Origin of the sequence: Chryseobacterium sp. CFS2 (assembly GCF_036543225.1) — a bacterium.
GTDB lineage: Bacteria > Bacteroidota > Bacteroidia > Flavobacteriales > Weeksellaceae > Chryseobacterium > Chryseobacterium culicis_A.
Genome location: NZ_JAZHQU010000003.1, coordinates 669,593 through 690,677, shown reverse-complemented (window position 1 = coordinate 690,677; position 21,085 = coordinate 669,593). Strand labels below are relative to the sequence as shown.

General features: G+C 37.4%; 12 protein-coding genes. 4 read left to right on the top strand and 8 right to left on the bottom strand.

The features are described 5' to 3' along the window. Positions 1-91: 91 nt before the first annotated feature. Positions 92-2,455, top strand: a complete 2,364-nt coding sequence (locus ODR02_RS10010) for a patatin-like phospholipase family protein (protein ID WP_309512334.1) — start codon at positions 92-94, stop codon at positions 2,453-2,455. 109 nt (positions 2,456-2,564) lie between these two features. On the opposite strand, the gene ODR02_RS10005 is transcribed toward ODR02_RS10010, so the two are convergent. From ODR02_RS10005 to ODR02_RS09970, 8 genes are all read right to left on the bottom strand, one after another. Continuing rightward, positions 2,565-3,644, bottom strand: coding sequence for a cytochrome-c peroxidase (locus ODR02_RS10005; protein WP_309512345.1), 1,080 nt, complete (start codon positions 3,642-3,644; stop codon positions 2,565-2,567). 67 nt (positions 3,645-3,711) lie between these two features. After that, positions 3,712-5,226 carry a DUF6850 family outer membrane beta-barrel protein gene (locus ODR02_RS10000; protein WP_309512333.1) on the bottom strand — a complete coding sequence of 505 codons (1,515 nt, stop codon included), beginning with the start codon at positions 5,224-5,226 and terminating at the stop codon, positions 3,712-3,714. A 1-nt stretch (position 5,227) separates the two neighbouring features. Beyond that, a complete protein-coding gene (locus ODR02_RS09995; protein ID WP_209784785.1) occupies positions 5,228-6,448 on the bottom strand; it encodes a DUF4876 domain-containing protein in 1,221 nt (406 codons plus the stop codon). Positions 6,449-6,469: 21 nt separating this feature from the next. Then, a complete protein-coding gene (locus ODR02_RS09990; protein WP_309512332.1) occupies positions 6,470-9,265 on the bottom strand; it encodes a TonB-dependent receptor plug domain-containing protein in 2,796 nt (931 codons plus the stop codon). A 302-nt stretch (positions 9,266-9,567) separates the two neighbouring features. Beyond that, complete coding sequence (locus ODR02_RS09985) at positions 9,568-11,529, bottom strand: T9SS type A sorting domain-containing protein (RefSeq protein WP_209784783.1); 1,962 nt, start codon at positions 11,527-11,529, stop codon at positions 9,568-9,570. A 159-nt stretch (positions 11,530-11,688) separates the two neighbouring features. Beyond that, positions 11,689-12,867: an acyl-CoA dehydrogenase family protein gene (locus ODR02_RS09980; protein ID WP_105682628.1), complete on the bottom strand. Its 1,179-nt coding sequence runs from the start codon at positions 12,865-12,867 to the stop codon at positions 11,689-11,691. Between the two features lie 128 nt (positions 12,868-12,995). Next, complete coding sequence (locus ODR02_RS09975) at positions 12,996-13,784, bottom strand: NUDIX hydrolase (RefSeq protein WP_309512331.1); 789 nt, start codon at positions 13,782-13,784, stop codon at positions 12,996-12,998. A gap of 16 nt (positions 13,785-13,800) precedes the next feature. Then, complete coding sequence (locus ODR02_RS09970) at positions 13,801-14,985, bottom strand: MFS transporter (RefSeq protein ID WP_309512330.1); 1,185 nt, start codon at positions 14,983-14,985, stop codon at positions 13,801-13,803. Positions 14,986-15,161: 176 nt separating this feature from the next. Between ODR02_RS09970 and ODR02_RS09965 the strand changes: the two genes are divergently transcribed. From ODR02_RS09965 to ODR02_RS09955, 3 genes are read left to right on the top strand one after another with little or no spacing between them, the layout of a single operon-like run. Further along, positions 15,162-18,083 (top strand): SusC/RagA family TonB-linked outer membrane protein, encoded by a 2,922-nt coding sequence (locus ODR02_RS09965; RefSeq protein ID WP_309512329.1) that lies wholly within the window; start codon positions 15,162-15,164, stop codon positions 18,081-18,083. Between the two features lie 11 nt (positions 18,084-18,094). Next, the gene (locus ODR02_RS09960) at positions 18,095-19,654 is read left to right on the top strand and encodes a RagB/SusD family nutrient uptake outer membrane protein (RefSeq protein WP_209784779.1); all 1,560 of its coding nucleotides are present in this window, start codon (positions 18,095-18,097) and stop codon (positions 19,652-19,654) included. Positions 19,655-19,657: 3 nt separating this feature from the next. Next, entirely contained in the window at positions 19,658-21,082 is a 1,425-nt protein-coding gene (locus ODR02_RS09955; protein WP_309512328.1) for a glycoside hydrolase family 30 protein, read from the top strand. Positions 21,083-21,085 lie beyond the last annotated feature (3 nt).

Here is a 21,085-nt window from a genome sequence, read left to right as displayed (position 1 = left end):
GATAATGTTAATAATACGAGTACGTTTTTTGTGTATCTTTAACTCTTGGAAACTTTTAAGGTTTAAATCAAAAACAAGAAGAAGCATATAAATGAAAAAGATTCTAATATTTTTAGCAATTACTTTCTCTCTTACTATTCACTCCCAACAAAAAAATGACTCCCTTACTACGGCTCTTCAGAGTATAACCAAAGATACTAAGTTTGGTCTTGCTCTTAGTGGTGGCGGCGCAAAAGGATTTGCCCACATTGGAATTCTGAAAATGATCGACTCCTTGGGAATCAAAGTGGATTACATTACCGGAACCAGTATGGGAGGAATTCTGGGAGGTTTATATGCAATGGGGTATAATGCTGATCAGTTGAAGCATACGATTTACAAAATGGACTGGAACAGGATTTTGAGTAATAAAATTCCTTACAGTAAAGTTAATATCAGCGAAAAAGACGAGTACGATAAATATATTCTTGAATTTCCTGTAGTGAAAGGATTTCCGACTCTTCCAAGTTCTTATATTGAAGGACAGTACATGGGAGAAGTATTGAATACACTTACCTTTAATGCCAAACATATGAACGATTTCAGTAAACTTAGAATTCCTGTTCAGCTTACTTCATCCGATATTGAAAACGGAGGTCTGGTGATGCAGAAAGAGGGTTCTTTACCCTTGGCTATTCGTTCCACATTGGCTATTCCAGCAGCTTTTGCTCCCGTTTATATTGATGGGAAACTTTTGGTAGATGGCGGATTGGATCGTAATTATCCTGCGAATGAGGTGCGTGAGATGGGTGCGGATTTTGTGATCGGAGGGTATACCGGTTTCAGACTATTTACGAAAAAAGAGATTGAAAACCCGATGAAGATGATTTATCAGACGCATGCCATCCGTTCTGTGGAAGATTTTAAACATCAAAAGGAGCTCTCTAACATCCTTGTAGACTTTGTGGATCCATTGGGTGAGATTACGACCAAGGATTTCGCCAGATTCAGAAAAATCATCAGAATAGGAGAGGTTGAAGCGAGAAAGCACCTTCCTGAATTTGTGGCTTTGGCTGAAGCTCAAAGGAAATTGGGTATTAAGTATGAGCATACCATGATTGAAGAGGTAAAACTGCCTACAACACAATTTACTTTTAATGAAGAAGACGGAACTCCTATAACAGATGCGACAGAGATTGAAGTACTGAAAAAGCAGATGGGACTTACAGAAGGGAAGTATTACGATGCAAAAACAGTTAACGAAGCCATAGACCGTGTTTTCGGAATGCGCCAGTATGTAAAGGTGTATTATACCTACACGAATGTAAATGATGGTCTTGTAATGAATGTTTTTGTGAAAAGAGCGAAAAAAGGAGCATTTAAACTTGCCTTGCACTATGACACAGAACAATCCGTAGGAATTATTGTTAATTATACTTACAGAAACATTCTTCTGAACAGATCCCGATTTTTGGCAACAGTGGATATTTCCGAACGTTTCAAAGCTAAACTTGCTTACCAGCAATTCTTAGACAGCGGAGAACGTTTGTGGCTGGATCTGGAAGCGAAGATGGTTCATCTTAAAAGTAATGATCTGAATTTCAGGCTTTATGATATCAGTGAAGATGGCGGAGATCGTTTCCCCAACCATATGTACCGTAATATAACCGGAAAGATTGCACTGAATTATAATGTCAGTCCAAACGCTTATGTATCGCTGGGAACAGAATTCAGTACAGAAAGAATGTACAGTTTACTGGATAAAGTAGATCAGTCGAAAGTGGATAATTACAGTAAGAAACTATACAACCATAGTAATTTCAATACTTTTCTGAAATTTGAGCAGAACAATCTTAATAAAAGATATTTTACTACAAAAGGGAATCATCTTCAGGTGAGTACAAGATTTTATTACGGAGATCAGTATGAACTTTATGATCTCAATACGGTGCAGCCTCTTCTTTATCTGATTCTTAACCCGAAAGAATCTTATTATTCCGAGCCTAAAAACCTTGTTTCATTCACATTAAATGAGAACTTTTTCTATCCCATCACAAGAAGGCTGACGGTAAAAGCCAATGTGTTTTTGGGGGCAAGCTTCGGTGCTAAGAAAGAGGATCAGGTTCCGTATCTATTCCTGAACCAAAAGTATAACCTGGGAGGAAGTGAATATAATTATGACCTGCTAAGCCCTGAATTCAATGGTCTTCGTCAGAAAGAGCTTCCTATGACTTCGGTTGCAAAGGCAGCGCTATCATTTCAGTACAGAATCATGAAAAAGCTTTACCTTACCCCTTCCTTCAGTTATGGAAAAGTGAGTGAAGAACTTTCTCCTTTTAATGACAGTTTCGATATGTTTGGGTATGGACTGAATCTTGGATATGAATCTCTTATTGGCCCTATCAATCTGAATATTTCCAGAAACAGCCAGCTTGATTTTTCAAGGATTTATTTCAGTATCGGGTTCAAGTTTTAAAAAATAATTAAGAGTAATCCAGAAGGTATTAAAAATCCTTTTATCTAAACCTTTACTTTAGATAAAAGGATTTTAGTGTATCAGGATCAATTATTTATTCTGTTTTAATCTATTTTCTGGGAATCTCCGGTCTGGGCATTTTATAATAACTTCCGGACATACTTTTTAAAAATGAAACAATAGCATCCATTTCCTGTTCATTCAAATCTAAAGGTTTTATCAGATGATCGGTTACCGGAAAATTAGGATCAGCTTTCTTTTCTTCGGGGGTAGGATTAATCATCTGCATGCCGCTGTTGTATAAGCTGACCACCCCATGCAGATCGTCCATCAGTCCATTGTGCATCCACGGAGCGGTATAATCAAGATCTCTCAGAGAAGGAGTTTTAAATTTTCCTGTATCATCTGAGTTTTTGGTGATATGATACAGCCCAAGATCCTCATATTCCCGTTTGTAGTAGGTAAGTCCTATATTGTGGAAGGATTCATCTGTAAGATTTTTTCCGTAGTGACAGTTCATACACCTTGCTTTAGTCCTGAATAGATGCATTCCGTAAATTTCCTTGTCACTCATCGCTTTATAATCACCTTTCAGGAATTTATCCAGTTTGCTGGGTTGGCTTCTGATTGTTCTCTGGAAAGTTGCCAGAGCTTTTGCTATTTTATCAAATGTAATTTTGTCAGATTGATATACTTCTTTAAACAGTTGCCTGTACTCTTTAAGTTTCGATAGTTTTCCGGCCAGCTTTTCCGGCTTCATATTCATCTCGTTATGAGCAGAAATAGGTCCTACAAGCTGTTCTTCCAATGTTTTAGCTCTTCCATCCCAGAAATAAGAATGACGGTCTGCAATATTATAAAGAGACTGTGTATTTCTTTTTCCCTGCAAATGGTCTGTTCCCAATGCTACTTCCTGGCCGTCTCCCCAACCCAGTTCAGGATTGTGGCAGCTGCTGCAGGATACCTGGCTGGATGATGACAGTTTAGGATCAAAAAAGAGTTTTTTTCCCAGTATTACTTCAGGGAGTTCCTGCGTGTCATAATAGTTGGAATCCCAGTCTATAGCCTCAAATTCTTTCCAGTTCACTTCTGCATCCACTGTGGGTTTTGGCCAGAATTTTACAGGCTTTTTATATTGTTCTACCGTTTCTCCATAATCAACCCTGTACTTTTGAAAAGTATGCTGCATAAAGAAAAGGGAAATTCCCCCGAGAGCTGCGACTAATTTAAGATCTGAAAATTTTATCATAATATGTTTAAAAAATACTTCCTATACTGACTGCCAATAAAGTATTGCTGCCAGTTTTAAAATTACTGTACATGATCTTGCCTCCTACAAAAGCATTTTTAACAACAGGAAAGCTGAAATGAAAATGAACATCAAGTTTTGCCTGCCAGAAATCTGAAGACTGAAAAGCATAGTTTTCCTGAAGCATACTATTGATGGCTGGTTTTACTGAATTATTGAACAGAGCATTCTTTTGATAAACATTGGTTGCTGAAAGCCCTGCTACTACAGAAAGTGTCTGTTGATGGTTGAAGGTTTTCAGCCATTGATAATCTGCTCCATACATAAGTTTACTTAATTCTATTCTTGATGCCGGACTGCTATATTTTTCTTTTTCCTGAATCCATCCAAAAAAGGGAATTAAAGACGATTTTGTTTTTTCATTGCCCATTTGGATAAGAGCTTTAAAAATTATACTGTTGATCTTGTGATTGTATTTTTCCACACTTCCAATCTGGATATAATTTCTTGAGTTCTCATTCAGGAACAGGTTTTCAGTTCCTTTTCTTTCTGTGCTGTTTCCTTCAGCGGAAATTCCCCAGACTGTTTTTCCCGAGTTAAAGAATTTTCCGGCTGAAAAGGTAAATTGCTGTTCATTAATTTTTGAGGCATTGAGATCTGCATATTCAGTCAAGAGTTTATCAAGATTAAACTTTTTAATACCCATATTCAAGTACCAGTTTCTGCTGTCAGCTTCAAAAATTTGTAAACCTCCTCCATAAGACCAGCCTTCGTAATAAGCCTGGCGAAGTTTTCCGGAAAGCAGCTCATTATAATTTCCGAGCCCGCTCATATTATAGATCATAGGATATCCCTGATTGCTGACAAAGCTCAGATAATGTTTTTGAGTATATTTTTCAGCATTTGCATAGGCTCCAACTCTGAATTTCCCGAATACCAGTTTATCAGCTCCCATTGCCAAAGACAAATGAGCTGCTGTATTTTTCGGTCTAGGATCAATATCCCGATAGCTCAATGTTGCCTGATAGCTTCCTGTAATCCCCAAAGTATAGGTATTGATTTTTTTGGAATAGCCTCCTGAAAAACTATAGTTTTCAAATTTCATATCTCCGCCTACACTGTCCGCCGCTACATAAGGATAAATAAGGTCATAATCTGAATTTTCGTTCCATACCACCTGCTTATTTTTCCCCTGTGTATAGGAAGCATTGCCCCATACAGCTGTTTTATCATCAAGCTTCTGTAAGCTGTAAACTTCTGCGCCCCATAGGTTTTTACCTCTCCCTTTTTGTTGCAGCTGACTGGGAGTATTGCTTTTTTCAGTAAATACATTAAACGTTGTGATGCTGTACTTCCTTGCTGCATTATAGCTGGCTGGATTGAGAGTAATACTGTTTTTAATAAGCCTTTTAAAGCTATATTCTTCGCGTACTTTCTCTATGATGGTATCATTGATCTGAGCATGCAGTTTTACACCTGAAAAGGTAATAAGCAGGATGGATATGGAAAGAAAATATTTCATTTTAATTAAATAAAGATGGCTTTACACCATGTTCAAAGTCTGTTGTGGAGTTGTTGGTATCTTTAAGAATATTTTTACCCTCCATTGTTTTCCCTGTTACTTTTCTGCGCACAGCTTTTCCGAAACGATTTTTATCACCGTCAAAAGTGGTTACGGAAGTCCATCCCATATCTAAAGAAGGGGAAGTTACCTGCCATTGGAATGAATCCTGTACGCTTAAATTAACAGCATCTGTGATCCATTCATTAGGGATTTTAACTGCGGTTCCGTCCATAGGATATACATCACCGTTGATGGTAAGGTTGTAGGTATACGTATAGGTATTTTGGGCAACTAATGCTTCATGAGTCATTCCCTGTGGCATACGTGCCAAGGCATAAGCATAATATCCTTGCGTATGAATCACCATTTTATCAAAAACATTCATCATTTTCGGAACGGCAGGATTGTCAATGTCATCAGAGTCTTCCTTGAAAATCTGGAAATTGGCATTGGAAAGATTAATGGATGAAGGATTAAAATTTTTATGATTAATGGCATCTTCAGCGATAATAATAGATTCTCCTGCTTTTACAGGATACATTGTTCCATTTCCCGGAATTCTGATGATAGCACCTGCAGATAGAGTAGTTGCCATGATATTCGGGCTGTAATCCTGTTTTTCATTGGTCATGAAGCTGGATTGTATCAGAAGCATACCATCTGCATACAACGTTTTATCTGTATTATTGGTGATTTTAAAATACTGGTCACCAAAGTACATCGCTCCCTGCGGGGTTTTGGTTCCGGTAAAGAAGATTTCTTCAAGAATAAGATCACTGCTGTTGCCAGATTTTAAGGCAAGTTCTAAAGTTTTACTGGTTTCACTGCCATTGATGACCATTCCGTTCTGTACGCCGGCAACTTTAGCTTCTACCGATCCGGAGTTGTCACCATATACTATGCTTCCTTCTGCAGTAATATTGTACGTTCCTGAAGGAAGAACAACCTGCAAAACGTTGGTATTTTTAAGTTCCTGAGTGATGGTAAACCCTGAATTTAACTCTTTGAAACTTATCGTAAGGTTTTTGTATTCTTTAACCTGAATATTTTCGGGAATTACTTTAAGTTCCAGTTTTAATGAAGTTTTTGCTTCAAGAGCTTCATTCGAATCTGAAGAACAGGCTGTAATAGCCATCACTGTACACAATATGAACAGTGTTTTTAATACATGTTTTAACATAATTTATTGAATTGAAATTGTTTATAAATTGAAATTGATTTCCATTCCGAAGTAAGGATCGTATGCTCCTTTTCTGTTAATGGTAAATCCATTGATATTGTAAGGGGTATAATAACTGAATAATCTGTTCGCAAACATGGAGACCACAACCGTTTTATTTCTGAAGCTTTTGGTGACTTTCAGATTGAGGTTCATTTCCATAGGTCTTCTGGAAGTGTTGTATAGATCCTCATTCTGTGCGATAATCAGGCTTTCCAGAATTGTTCCTTTTACAGAATCCGGGTTATAGGGGAGAACAGTACCATTCTGATCCACATAATGACTGGGAACTCCGTTCATAGAAAGTACTTTCCTCATAGAATACCATGAAAACTGGAATGAAGAAGAAAAAACAAGATCCAGACGTGGAATATAGGTATCCATCATCAGATTGGTATTCAAAACTTCATTCACCGAATTTGGTTCCATTCCTTCGTATAATCCAAGATAAGGATAAGGTCTTCCATTGATCAATAAGTTTCTTCCTCTGTATACGGGCTGACTGTTTCCATATTTTGTGCGGAACCAGGCTCCGTTTAAAGTAAACCGTGTGTTGATCACGGGGATTCGGTTGGAGGAATATTGAAATTCAACACCTTCTTTGTCTACTTTGCTTCCATTTCGTTGGGTGGCATAAAGAAAGTTTTCATTCACTGTCTGGTAAGGAAGGGTATTCACATCCGGCGGAGAAGTTATAGCCTCATGATTCAGTCCTGAAGTGTCATATTTTTTATACTGATACAAAGCATATTCATTCATAGAACGGAATGCATTGCACATATTTTCCTTAAACACCGTAACAGACAGCTGATGTGCTCCCAGACTGAAATCAACTCTTGCTTCAAATTTTTCATTTACAGCAGGTTCTATGTCCGGGTTCTGAGGATTGTAAATCAGGGTTTTATAATTAATTCTTCTGTAGTCTGGATTATTGTGAAAATAATTCAGCTGCTGGATATCTTTGTAAATAAGTTCAGGATACAGGAGATTGAGATCAGCGAAGAGACTCTGCTTACCATATCCTAATGTTAACGCTAAGGTTGCTTTTTTATCCATCCAATCAAAAGAGGGAAGCTCCCACTGGAAGTTAGCTCTTGGGTCTGCATATAATTTTCCGTTCATTTTGAAGTAGGAAGGCAGGTTCATCATTGTATTTCCTCTTAATCCCAGTGCCAGTATAAGGGTATGTTGGCCCGCATGTAATGAGTTTACAGATTCCAGAAACAATGCAGAAGTCATATAGGCCGGAATATCGTGGTAAGCCCGCGGTCTGAATGAGGCTTTGGGATCAATCGGTCTGTAGATATCAAATAACTGTCCTTTGCCCCAGTTTTTACTCATTTGCCAGTCAAATCCTGCATTAAACTCATGCGTTACCGATTTATAATTAATCTGGAAGTTATTAACCATTTTAACAAACAGATCGAGAGGTTTCCCGTCTACTGTATAATTTGAGATGTAACGGGGCTCAGGGTAGTAACCATCGTATTCTCCTTCGTGTGTGGATAAAGGAAAGGCCATTGCGTTTTCCAGCTGAATAAATTTGGTCTGCTTTATTTTGTCGAATCTTTGGTTGGCAGTTGCCTGAATTTCCGTTGAACGGTAAAATGACGGCTCATTTTTAGTGTAAGTGAATAAGTTGGAAAGACTCAAAAAGTGGTTATTCACCTCATAAGAATTGAGTTCAGACAAGTCTATATCAGGATCCGACTTTGAACCATCCAGTGAACCTATATAACTAAGGTTGCTTTGCCACTTAGCAATTCCGTGATCCCATTTTTTCTCTTTTATGACAGCGAGATGGGCAATCATCCTTTTATAGCTTTCAAGGCGGTCTCTTGGGTCGGTTTTTGCATTCAGATAGTCCAGGCCTGCATTGATTTTCAGGTCACTTTCTTTATTTTCAAAACCTTTACTCACTGCAAAAAGTTTACTGTAGCCGTCTGCTTTAAATCTGGCTTTCCACTTTGTATATCCGGATTTATTCGTGATTTTTACAATTCCTGAAGTCAGATTTCCATAGATTACAGATGGGATTCCACGAAGAACTTCCACACTTTCAATCTGATCTGTAGAAATCGTTCGCATATCTACACCGCTGTTTATCGTAAGCCTTCGCTTGAGTCCGTTATTGGTTTTATCTAAAAAATCATAAGAATACTGCAGATTGGCATTGGAATTTAAAGGAGCTCCATTAACCAAAAAAGTAGTTCCCATTGAGGACGTGTTGTAATCTGTACCAGGTCTTCCGGTTTCACGGAGACTAATGCTGTTGACCTGATTAAGAAGCGGATCATTTGATCTTCCACCGGGAATAAGTTCCAGAAGATCAGAAAAGCTTGACGGCTGCAAATGCTGCATTGCCCGCTGGCTGATAATAGAGGAGGAGGTAAGTCCTTTTCCTTCTTTAGCAGTAATCACTACTTCTTCAATGGTATTGACTTTCTCCAGAAATGGCAGCGTGAAGGTCTCAGCCTTTGTCACAGATATTTTACCCGAATGTCCCAAAACCCCATTTTTCCATATTTCAACTTGATATTTTCCAGGAGAAAGAAGGATTGAGGCTGTTCCTTTTTCGTCAGTAGCTATTGAATAGGTATTTTCATGAGTGAAAATCTTGATTTCTGAACCTTTTTCTAAAGGCTGATCCTTGCTTTTTATTTCAAAGTTGATTGGGAACTGTAGATTTTGGGACTTGACTGCTGTAATCGTAATGATAAAAATAAGAAAACTGAAAAATCGGAGCCTCAAAGGGAATCGGGAGTCATTATGTACCATCTGGCATTATTCTTTCGGCAAAAGTAGCAGGCTCAGTATAAGATTGCTAATTTTATTTAGAATAATTTAAAATAAATGACAAGAATCATTTATGCTATTGTAAGAAGTTTTTTGCGAAAAATTAAAATTGGATAATGTAAAATGATTGTTAATAACGAATTACATAATTGTATGTTATTTTGAAACTGCTTTATCTCCAATTATTTTTTGTGGAGTTATCGGGATTGTATGATATAAAAAAGCACTTCATTGCTGAAGTGCTAAAAATTAACTTGAAATGAGATATAGAAGAGTGATTGATTTTACAGTTTTACTTTTTTATTAATGACTTTTCCATTGGAAAGCGTGATTTGTACCAGGTATACGCCAGGATCAAGATTTCTGGATTCAAATACCTGTTTATTAACTTCCTGCTGAATGATCAGAGTACCGGAAATACTATAGATGCTGATGTTTTTAATATCATTGCTGGATTTAGCTACAATTTGTTGCCTTTGAGTATAAATATCAGTACTGTTTTCCGGTGATAATGTACCTCCAACCGCTTTACTGAACTGAAGATTATAGTATGGGGTAACAACTTCAAATACATAATTTTTGTTTTCCATATCCTGAATGTTGATTCCTCCGGCTTCCTGATATTGTTTTTGAGAAATACTTTTGACAAGAGTTTTATTTTCATCAAAAATATTCACAGCAGTAAGTTCATCCTGATTTACTTTTAATTGTAAAACCGATGCATTCATAGATTGTACGATCTCGTTTTCAGCAACTTCTTTAGGAGTATTTTTGATGTATGGAATTATGGTATTTTCATTGTTTTCCGATACTTTAAGCAGATAGACTCCGTCTTTTAGACTTGATAAACTGCTGTAGTCACCAGCCATTCTGCTTTGTGCTTTTTCTTTATTGAAATCTGTAATTTCTACCAGCTGCATGGTTCCCAGCTCCGGTTTGATTTGCGAAGACAGGAAGGAAGGTTTTTCAGTGGTTGTTTCTACCGACTGTTTGCCGAAAATTGATCCTGCAATAGCCCACTCATTAAGAAGACCGCCGCTTCTCAGCGTATTGAACTTAGCATTGGAGGCTAATGTAAATGGTAGAATTCCCCCTACATGCCCGAGTGGCCCCCAGTAAAAAGAATCCAGTTTGTACTTATTCAGATCCCACCATGGATAATATCCACGTTGAACCTCAATGGTTTTAGAAGTATTTTCAGGCGGAATAGCAAGATCTATCGTAGAATGTCCTAATGTCATGGGAGTTTTATTGTACCAATCATACACATCCTTTGGTTTCATACAGAGTCTGAGCTTATTATTGGGATTATTGGTAACATCATTAACAAAGCTGGAGGTAAATAGTTTTCTCCATAAAAACGGGCCCCACAGAAGTCCGCCATTATCCTGAATAACATGGTAGTTGTACTTATCGAGATATTCCGCAGAAATAACTTCTGAAATGTCATTATTATAGGTTTTATATCCTGTATTGTTGCAGGTATGAAGAACATTGGCCAGGAATGAGGTAAATGGGTAAATATCCTTCTCCAAAACTCCTTTATTTAAAGTAACTCCGGAGAAATCATAAGGCCCGTCTCCCATATAGGCATATTTGAATTTGATATTATTGGGATTCGAAATACTTAATCTTTTTAATGTTGACATTGCAGCATGAGCGCCTTGGGAATATCCGGCTAAGAAATATTCATCATAACGTTTAATGTTCAGTTGTGCCAATACTTTATTTGCTGCCGTGATAAAATCAATGGTAGCTCCAGCTTCTGTGGCATAATCTACATAAGGCTGAGTTCCTTCTCCAGTACCCATCCCTACATAGTCGGGTGCCATTAAAATATATCCATTAAGTACGTAAGACAGCTCAACCACAAATCCAGCGGTTAAAGCTCCTTTAAAATTAGATGGTACATTATTTCTGCTGTCTGTGGTTCCATGATCTGACACAACTGTTGAGAGCTTGAAGGGTACATTTGGGTACATAAGCAATCCGGTGGCTTTTACCAGAACATTATTTTCGTTTTTGGTGTAATAGGTAATCTTATAACCTTTTAGGCCGATATTAAAACTATTGAGATAGTTGGAAAATTCCGGGGTATTCTGGTCTCCAAGATTATTGGCTATAAAATTGACGACTCCCTGTGGGGTTAAATCCAGTTTCTGTTCGGTACTTACAACATCACCAGCCTGCTGGGCAAAATAAAATGGTGCTGTAAGACTTAGTAAAAAAGTTGTGATTTTTTTCATATTGTTTGTTTTTGTCTGGTATTAAGGTAATAATTTCAATAAAACAACAAAAACTTTAGAGTATCAATAATTATTCAATGAATATCAATTCTCTGCAAAGTGAGTAAAATAAAAGAGTCTGACCATTGGCCAGACTCTTTATTTCTATTTTTATCTTTTTTAGAAAGCGTTGATTCCTGTAATATCTAAACCAGTGATCAGTAAATGAACATCATGTGTTCCCTCGTAAGTAATCACAGACTCCAGGTTAGCAGCGTGTCTCATCATCGGGAATTCACCCATGATTCCCATACCGCCAAGAATCTGTCTTGATTCTCTGGCAATTTCAATAGCCATGTGTACGTTGTTACGTTTAGCCATAGAAATCTGAGCCGGAGTTGCCTTGTGAGCATTCTTAAGATTTCCTAACTGAAGGCATAATAACTGAGCTTTTGTAATCTCTGTTAAGAATTCAGCCAGTTTTTTCTGCTGAAGCTGGTAAGAACCGATTGGTTTCCCAAACTGTTTTCTTTCTTTAGAGTATTGAACAGCAGTACAGTGGCAGTCAATAGCAGCACCAATTACACCCCATGAAATTCCGTATCTCGCAGAATTCAGACAAGATAAAGGTCCTTTCAGCCCGGTTACTCCCGGAAGAAGGTTTTCTTTCGGTACTTTTACATTATTGAATACCAGTTCTCCGGTTTTGGAAGCTCTTAAGCTCCATTTATTGTGAGTTTCAGGAGTGGTGAAACCTTCCATTCCTCTTTCAACGATTAATCCCTGTACTTTTCCTTCCTCATTTTTTGCCCATACCACAGCGATATCGCATAGAGGAGAGTTGGTGATCCACATTTTAGCCCCATTTAAAAGATAATGGTCGCCCATATCTTTAAAATACGTTTCCATAGAACCTGGATCAGAACCGTGGTTGGGCTCTGTTAATCCAAAAGACCCGATCATTTCTCCGGCAGCAAGCTTAGGAAGATATTTCATTTTCTGTTCCTCAGAACCGAATTCATTGATAGGAAACATCACCAATGAGCTCTGTACCGAAGCAGCAGAACGTACTGCAGAATCTCCTCTTTCCAATTCCTGCATAATCAGACCATAAGAAATCTGGTCTAATCCTGAACCGCCATACTGAACCGGGATATAAGGTCCCAGCGCTCCGATTTTCCCCAATTCTCTCATAAGATTAGGGATATCTGTATGATTTTGAGCGGCCTGATCTATCTGCGGCATTACAAAACTTTCAACCCAGTCTCTTACAGATTGGCGGATTAGTTTGTGTTCTTCGGTAAGTAAAGCATCAATTCCATAATAATCAGGGATGCTTGTAAGAGGATAATATGACATGATTTTTTGATTTGGTTAAAAGTAACATTTTTCGTGGTGTCATGAAAATTTTTTTGAAAACTTATATTTCAGTTGGTTTTCAGACAGATAATGCTCTTTTTCTTTATTTATAAGATAAATTCTTTATTTTATGACTCCTCATCATTGGAGATAGGATACTGATTGGTAGAGTTGTGAACCTTACTTTTAAATTTATACAGATAGGGGGCTTTATTCGCTGAACCGTCATACAGTTTTTCCATTCTGTCCAGAATATTTAAACTTAGAATTTTTCGCTGAAAATTATTTCTTCTGAATTTCTGTCCTAAAATAGTTTCATAAAGAGCCTGAAGGTCCTTCATTGTAAATTTTTCAGGAAGCAGGTTACTTGCTGCAACCTCTGTATTGATATTCATTCTCAGATATTCAAGACCTGTCTCTATAATTCTGTCATGGTCGAATGCCATTTTAGGAAGATTGTTTACTTCAAACCATTCGCAGCTTTCATTGAAAGCATCAGGGAAAGTATCAGTTAGTGAAAAATCGATAAGGCTGCAGTATCCTACTGTAACGAACCGCTGGAAAATCCAGTGATCTTCAGGAACGGTTATTCCTTTATTTTTAAGTAGAATCTGATGAACGTTGTTCTCTGTACGGTCTATCCTTCCAAAGGTGTGAAACTGTTTTAAAAATAATCCTTTCAGATGGGTTCTTTCAAACAAAACCCTTTCAGCAGCTTCTCTAAGGTCTTCATCATTGAAAACAAAACCACCAGGAAGTGACCATAGATCCAGATCATGATATTTTAAAAGCAGAACTTTCAGAATGTTATTATGAAAGCCGAATATGGTGCAGTCTACAGAAATATGCGCTACGAAATCTTTTGTGTCAATGAGTTCCCGTAGTGTTTCTTTACTTTTTGTGTCTTTGATTTTCATGGCAGTAAAAATAAAACTATTTTCTATTTGTGACAGTAAAATATATAAAACTAATCACAAAAAGCAGAATTACAGAAGATAAGATGTATAATGGATAATAATTCAACAATTGCTTTTCAAACAAAACAGCCATAATAATAGAGCTTACAGAGCTACCCAGAGAAGAAAAAATAACAATAAGAGAGGTGAAAAGATTAATTTTATCTTTATCCACCTGTGCAATCATTCTTGAGTTGATCACAGGATAGAGGGGTGAAAGGAATAATCCAATAACCGGAAATAAAAAAAGTAAGAATCTGGAATCTTCAGAATCAAAATATTGTATCCCCAGTATAATGACCAGTAAGGTGACAATAAGAGTCATACAAGTAATATAATATCTGGGTAATGAAAACCTTTTGATAATATTGGCAGTAACCGTTCGCCCGGTATATGAAAAAATGGATAGAAAAGAAGTGGCCTGAAGCGCAAAAAATGAATTGACTTTCAGGTGGTTTTTATAAAAAGAAGGAAGCCATGAATTGAATCCTTGCTCTACGAAGACGATAAAAAAGACTACTCCTAAAAACAAAGCTACTGTAGGGGTGGTAAACCCTGACAGTTCTGAGAGAATACTTTTGCTTTCCATAGGCCTGGACTCTACTATTTCTATCTTCGAAAGCAGAAAAATAGTCAATACAGATAATAAAGCAATCAGCAAGAAACCAAACTTCCAGAATTCCGAATACTGACTGGAAATCACCCATCCAAAACCCGTATTTACTACGAAAATTCCGATCATAAAAGAGGCTTCTACATTATTCATGGTCTTTGCCAGAGATTTTTCATCCGAAATATTATTCCTGATAATTCCGAAAACACAGATCTTGCCAATAGCGAAACAGGCTCCTATAATAGCAAACCACAATTTATAAAACCAGAAAACTTTTACAAAAGGAAGAAGGCAGGAACAGAATCCAACAATAGCCAGGGCCAGAATCAATGCTTTTTTAGGTCCGGTTTTATTGATAAAGCTCACGGCAAAAAGCGAAATAAAAGCAATGGGTAAATCTTTAAAAGATTCTAAAAGCCCCAGTTCCCCATAGGTAATTTTCTCTTCTGACAACTGCAGAATCACCAATCCCATACAGTTTAAAACCATTGAAAAAATGAGAAAGGTAAGTTTTAGTGGAAGAGAAATTTTGGATGGCTTGACGATCATTTTGGGAGATAACTTTATTAATTTTTTATGAAATTTTATGAAATATTGATGCGAAGATAGGGCTTCTAACCCTGAAAAATAAAAGAAAAATTAAAATATTTATGAATAGAATGTTAATTAATTAAAAAAAAATATATTTTTATTGTCTCAATTTGAGAATTAAACAATAACTGTATATGAATGTAAGAATATCAAGAAGCGTAGGAGTGGTTGCCGTCCTCTATTTTACGGCCAACTTCAGTGCCCAGACCAGCAAGGCGAAGGACACACTTGCGAAAGAAAACAAAATAGACGAAGTGGTAGTCATTGGGTACGGTACTCAGAAAAAGAGTAATGTAACAGGAGCTATAGCGAGTATTAAAGCCAGTGACATAGAAAACATTCCATCTGGTAAGCCGGAACAGGTTTTACAGGGAAGAGCAGCCGGTGTTTCTGTTGTTACGAATTCAGGACAACCTGGAGCTGCTGCCACCGTGCGTGTAAGAGGTATTACCAGTTTTGGAGCGGGAAGTAACAGTCCTTTGTGGGTGGTAGACGGTATTGTTGTAGATAATATCGGATGGCTTAACCAATCGGATATAGAAAGTATAGAAGTTTTAAAAGATGGAGCTTCATCTGCAATCTACGGAGTTTCTGCTGCAAAAGGAGTAATATTGGTTACTACTAAAAAAGGTAAAAAAGGAAAACTGACTCTTTCGTATAATGGATTCTATGGTTTTTCCAATGCTTCTAAAAAACTGGATCTCTTAGATGCCACACAATATGCAAAAATTATCAATGAAGGTTTTGTCAATGATGGACAAGCTCCCAGATTTACTAATCCTGAATCATTTGGAAAAGGAACCAACTGGCAGGATGCTATTTTCGGAACAGGGGAGAAATCGTCTCATGAAGTAAGCATTACGGGAGGTAATGAAAAATCAACCTACTATACATCATTCGGATATTTTGATCAGTCGGGTATTGTAATGAGTGATATTTCCAATTATAAGAGAATCAATGCCAGATTTAATTCAACCCATAAAGTTACAGACTACCTGACGATAGGTCAAACCTTTGCTTATACCCATGTGAAGTCTCAGGGGATAAGCGCGAATGAAGAATTTGGAGGACCGTTGGCTTCAGCAGTTAACCTGGATCCTATCACTCCGGTTGTCGTGACAGATTGGTCAATGGTAGATTCGAACGGTTATAGCAATCCTTATATCATCCGGGATTCTGAGGGACGTCCTTACGGAATTTCCCCATATGTAAATAACGAGATGACCAATCCACAGGCTTTCCGTCACATACAACAAGGCAATTATAACTGGTCTGATGATTTTGTGGGGAATGTTTTTGCAGAACTCAAGTTTCTTGATCATTTTACATTCAAAACAAGTTTAAATGGTAAGAAATCCTATTGGGGAAGCCGCTCCTTTACACCGAAATATTATTTAAGTCCAAATTTTAACAATACCGGTTTTAACAGTTTGAATAAGGTGGATGAAAATAAGTTCGAATGGAGCATGGAAAATACATTGACCTATCAGAATAAGTTTGGTGATCACAACATCAATATTATGGTTGGGCAGGGTGTTTACCGATACAACATTGCGGGAGGTGCCAGTTTGACTTACAGTAATCTTCCTATTGATAACTGGCAGGATGCTTCCTTCAACTTTGATATTCCCAGGGAAAATATCACAGCAAAAGGGTGGGACGGTATCGAGACCCGTAAAGCATCTTATTTTGGTAGAATCATTTATGATTACGCAGATAAATATTTATTTACAGGAACGATCCGTAGAGATGGTTCTTCAAAATTTGCTACCAATCAGCACTGGGGAACTTTCCCATCTATGTCACTGGGATGGAATGTTCATAAAGAAAACTTCTGGCCGGAGAACAATGTCGTTAATAACTTAAAATTAAGAGGAGGTTACGGAGTGTTAGGGAATGACGAAATGGATAACTTCAGATTTGCAAGTTTCATGGTTTCCGGTAGTAATTATACCAACTCCAGTAATAATATTATCATTGGATATGCGAAAAGTACCCTGGAAAACCCTAATCTGAAATGGGAACAGACCAGCCAGCTGAATATTGCTGCAGATTTGAAATTGTTCAACAACTTTACCTTAACAGCAGACTGGTACAAAAAGAAAACTACTGATATTCTCAGACAAATTAATATTCCCGGTTATGTAGGAGTTCCTGTTTCACCGTGGGCAAATGTAGGAGATATGGAAAACTCAGGTGTTGAACTTGAATTAGGCTACAAGAAAAATTGGGATGATTTCAGCATTTCAGTTAACGGTAACTTTGCAACCATAAAAAACAAAGTACTTAGACTAGAGGATGATATTGAATACTTCAACCTGGCTTCTTTCCAGACCATGGGAGCGGTATCCAGAGTAGCAGTAGGGCAGCCCTATGGATCATTTTATGGTCAGACCTATAGTGGAGTTTTCCAGAATCAGGCACAAATTGACAATTACGTAAATGCCAATGGTGTTAAATTATTACCGGATGCAAAACCTGGGGACTTTATCTGGCAGGATAATAATGGAGACGGTAAAATTGATGACAATGATAAAGTAAACTTAGGAAGCTCTATACCAAAATATACTTTTGGACTTACCGTGAATATGAGCTATAAGAATTTTGATCTGATGATGTTTGCACAAGGACAGGCTGGTAACAAGATTTTTCAGGGGTTAAGAAGATTAGATATTCCTGATGCGAATTACCAGACAAGAATCTTGGACAGATGGACAGGTGAAGGATCTACCAATGACAATCCAAGACTTACCCGTAATGATTCTAACCACAACTATTCATGGATGTCTAACTACTACCTTCAGAAAGGAGATTATGTGCGTCTGAAAATTGTTCAGTTAGGGTATACCATTCCAAAGGATGTTACCCAACGTTTTGGAATGAGTAAAGTAAGACTGTATATCACGGGAGAAAACCTGCTTACTTTCACAAAGTATACAGGATATGACCCTGAAATTGCAGGCAGAAATAATTCTGAGCAGGACATTATCGGTGTAGACAGAGCTTACTATCCACAAGCCAGAACATTCCTTATAGGAGCTAATATTCAATTTTAATGACCAATAAAATGAAAAATAATAATTTAATATATAAAGGACTTGCCGTAGCGTTGCTGACAGGTCTGAGTTTTACCAATATCGGTTGTAGTGATTCCTATCTGGATGATGTAAAGAATTCAGGATCTTTTAATACAGATTTGTATTTTCAGAATGAGCAGCAGTCTTTCAGTGCATTGATTTCCGTATATGATCCTTTAAGAAAGTATTCGGCTGGATTTGAAAATACCGTTACTTTCTTTAATGCAGGGTCTGATGATTTTTATTCCGGCGGGGGAAATTCCAATGACGGAGCGGGTATCCAGGGAATGAACAACTATATGATCAATCCCAATACAATGCCAGCCAGCTATTGGAGGGATTACTATCAGGGAGTTGCCCGTGCTAATCTTTTGATAGAAAGAGTTCCCGGGGCAAATATGAATGAGGATCTTAAAAAAAGATATATTGCAGAAGCTAAAGTTCTTCGTTCTTTATATTATTTTGAATTACTAAGAATGTTTGGAAATATTCCTTTGATTCTTAATACCATAAAGTTTGATGATAATTATTGGAACGTTCCACAGGCCAAGCCAAGTGATGTTTATACACAGATAGAAAGCGATATCGTTGCTGCTATTCCAGACCTTATGATGACACCGAGTATCAGTGATAAGGGGCGAATCACGCAGGGAACAGCCAGAGCTATATTAGGTAAAATTTATCTTTATGATAAAAAAATGCCCCAGGCCGCCGCACAATTTGCTGAAGTAAATGGTACGCCAGGAGGAACCAGCCAGTATGGCTACAAACTTGTGGCAAATTATGCTGATTTATTTAAAGTTGCCTTGGAAACTGACCAGGATCCAAATAAATATAAATTCTTATCAGAATCTATCCTTGAAGTAATGCATACCAATAAAGGAAGCTCTGACTGGGGATTCTGGGGGCAGGGAAAAGACGAAGGAAACTCTATCAATGTGATGGTAGGACCTCGTTCTTATTCATTAAAAAATATTCCAAATAATAATGCTCCGGATATTTATTCCGGTTGGGCATTTAATACTGTGACAGAGAATTATGTCAATTTTATGCAGGGAGATCCAAGACTGGACGTTACCGTTTTCAATGCAAAAAAATTGGTGACAGAAGGTAAGGTTACTTATGCTCCTGCTTTTGCAGATACTGGATATTTTCTTAATAAATATTTACCTACCAATGCTTTAAAAACATCACTTCCAGGGCCTCCCGAGCTTAACTTCAGACAGAATTATATTGCAATAAGATTAGCAGATACTTATCTGATGGAAGCTGAAGCTTTAGGAGCTTCAGGAGCAAGAGCTCAGGCTTTGTTAGATGCAGTAAGAGCAAGAGTTGGCTTATCATCAGTTCCTGTTTCTTTACAGGCTGTTAAAGATGAAAGAAGAAGAGAGCTTGCAGGAGAAGGACACAGATGGTTTGACCTTGTCAGATGGGGTGATGCTCCTTCTAAGCTTGCCTTCAAAGGATTTAAAGCCAATAAAAATGAAATTCTTCCAATTCCTTTCAATGAATTGCCGAATACAGCTTTAAAACAAAATCCTGGATACTAACACATGAAGTTTCACAACTTATATAGTTTCTTTAGAGGTGCCGCACTACTTAGTGGTGTGGCCCTTTTTCCTTTATCCTGTACATCAATTACATCCCATAAAGGAAATGAAGTACAGTACTGGCTGACAAAAGGTGATGAAAGCGTAAAATTACAGCAGCAGACTCCGGTTAAATTTGTAAATAATACCAACAGTTTTCAGAATATTGAAATTGATGATTCTCAAAAGTTTCAATATGTTGATGGCTTTGGATATACATTAACAGGAGGAAGTGTTGAGGTAATCAACCGATTGTCATCTGCCAAAAGAAAAGCATTGCTTCACGAACTTTTCGGGAATGACAAAAATTCAATTTCCATCAGCTATTTAAGATTGAGTATAGGCGCTTCAGATCTTGATGGTGAAGTTTTTTCTTACGATGATCTGCCTGAAGGACAGACTGATTCTTCTCTTTCAAATTTCAGTCTTGCAAAAGATAAAGCGTTAATTGCTATGTTGAAAGAGATTCTGATGATCAATCCTTCCATTAAAATCATTGCTGCCCCGTGGTCTGCTCCGGTTTGGATGAAAGACAACGGCAAATCAAAAGGAGGAAGTCTGAAACCTGAATTCTACGGAACATATGCGCAATATTTTGTAAAATACATTCAGGGAATGAAAAAAGAAGGCATCACCATTGATGCTGTAACGCCTCAGAATGAACCACTCCATCCGGGAAATAATCCTAGTCTGTATATGCCGTCTGAGCAGCAGGGGAATTTTATCAAAAATCATCTGGGGCCAGCTTTTAAAACCAATGGAATTACTACTAAAATTGTTGTATACGATCACAATTGCAATAAACCTGAATATGCTATTGATATTTTAAAAGATTCTGAAGCAAATAAATATATAGACGGATCTGCTTTTCATTTGTACGAAGGAGATATTTCTGCTCTAAGTACCGTACATAATGCTTTTCCAGACAAAAATCTATACTTTACCGAACAATGGACAGGCTCAAAAGGAACCTTTACTGAAGACCTGAACTGGCATTCGAAAAATGTAATCATCGGCTCGATGAGAAACTGGAGTAAAATTGCGCTGGAATGGAACCTTGCCAACGATCCGAAATTTGCTCCCCATACAGAAGGTGGATGCACGGAATGTAAAGGAGCAATTACTGTTTCTGACAGTGAAAATTTTACAAGAAATGTTGCCTATTATATTATAGCCCACGCTTCAAAATTTGTTCCTGCCGGATCTCAGCGTATCACTTCTACACAGACTGATAAATTGTCTACTGTTGCTTTTAAGACTCAATTTGGGAAAATAGTGTTAATTGTGCAGAACGATAATGAAGCAGATGAAAATTTTAATATTAAATTTGCCGGTAAAACCGCTGCTGTAACAATTTCTGGACGTTCTACAGCAACTTATATTTTTTAATTT

What these genes read in the sequence shown, in the direction of transcription:
- ODR02_RS09960 (WP_209784779.1), top strand. Translation starts at nt 18,095, where the DNA reads ATGAAAAATAATAATTTAATATATAAAGGACTTGCCGTAGCGTTGCTG.
- ODR02_RS10010 (WP_309512334.1), top strand. Translation starts at nt 92, where the DNA reads ATGAAAAAGATTCTAATATTTTTAGCAATTACTTTCTCTCTTACTATT.
- ODR02_RS10005 (WP_309512345.1), bottom strand. Translation starts at nt 3,644, where the DNA reads ATGCAGCATACTTTTCAAAAGTACAGGGTTGATTATGGAGAAACGGTA.
- ODR02_RS09990 (WP_309512332.1), bottom strand. Translation starts at nt 9,265, where the DNA reads ATGGTACATAATGACTCCCGATTCCCTTTGAGGCTCCGATTTTTCAGT.
- ODR02_RS09965 (WP_309512329.1), top strand. Translation starts at nt 15,162, where the DNA reads ATGAATGTAAGAATATCAAGAAGCGTAGGAGTGGTTGCCGTCCTCTAT.
- ODR02_RS09955 (WP_309512328.1), top strand. Translation starts at nt 19,658, where the DNA reads ATGAAGTTTCACAACTTATATAGTTTCTTTAGAGGTGCCGCACTACTT.
- ODR02_RS09995 (WP_209784785.1), bottom strand. Translation starts at nt 6,448, where the DNA reads ATGTTAAAACATGTATTAAAAACACTGTTCATATTGTGTACAGTGATG.
- ODR02_RS09980 (WP_105682628.1), bottom strand. Translation starts at nt 12,867, where the DNA reads ATGTCATATTATCCTCTTACAAGCATCCCTGATTATTATGGAATTGAT.
- ODR02_RS09970 (WP_309512330.1), bottom strand. Translation starts at nt 14,985, where the DNA reads ATGATCGTCAAGCCATCCAAAATTTCTCTTCCACTAAAACTTACCTTT.
- ODR02_RS09975 (WP_309512331.1), bottom strand. Translation starts at nt 13,784, where the DNA reads ATGAAAATCAAAGACACAAAAAGTAAAGAAACACTACGGGAACTCATT.
- ODR02_RS10000 (WP_309512333.1), bottom strand. Translation starts at nt 5,226, where the DNA reads ATGAAATATTTTCTTTCCATATCCATCCTGCTTATTACCTTTTCAGGT.
- ODR02_RS09985 (WP_209784783.1), bottom strand. Translation starts at nt 11,529, where the DNA reads ATGAAAAAAATCACAACTTTTTTACTAAGTCTTACAGCACCATTTTAT.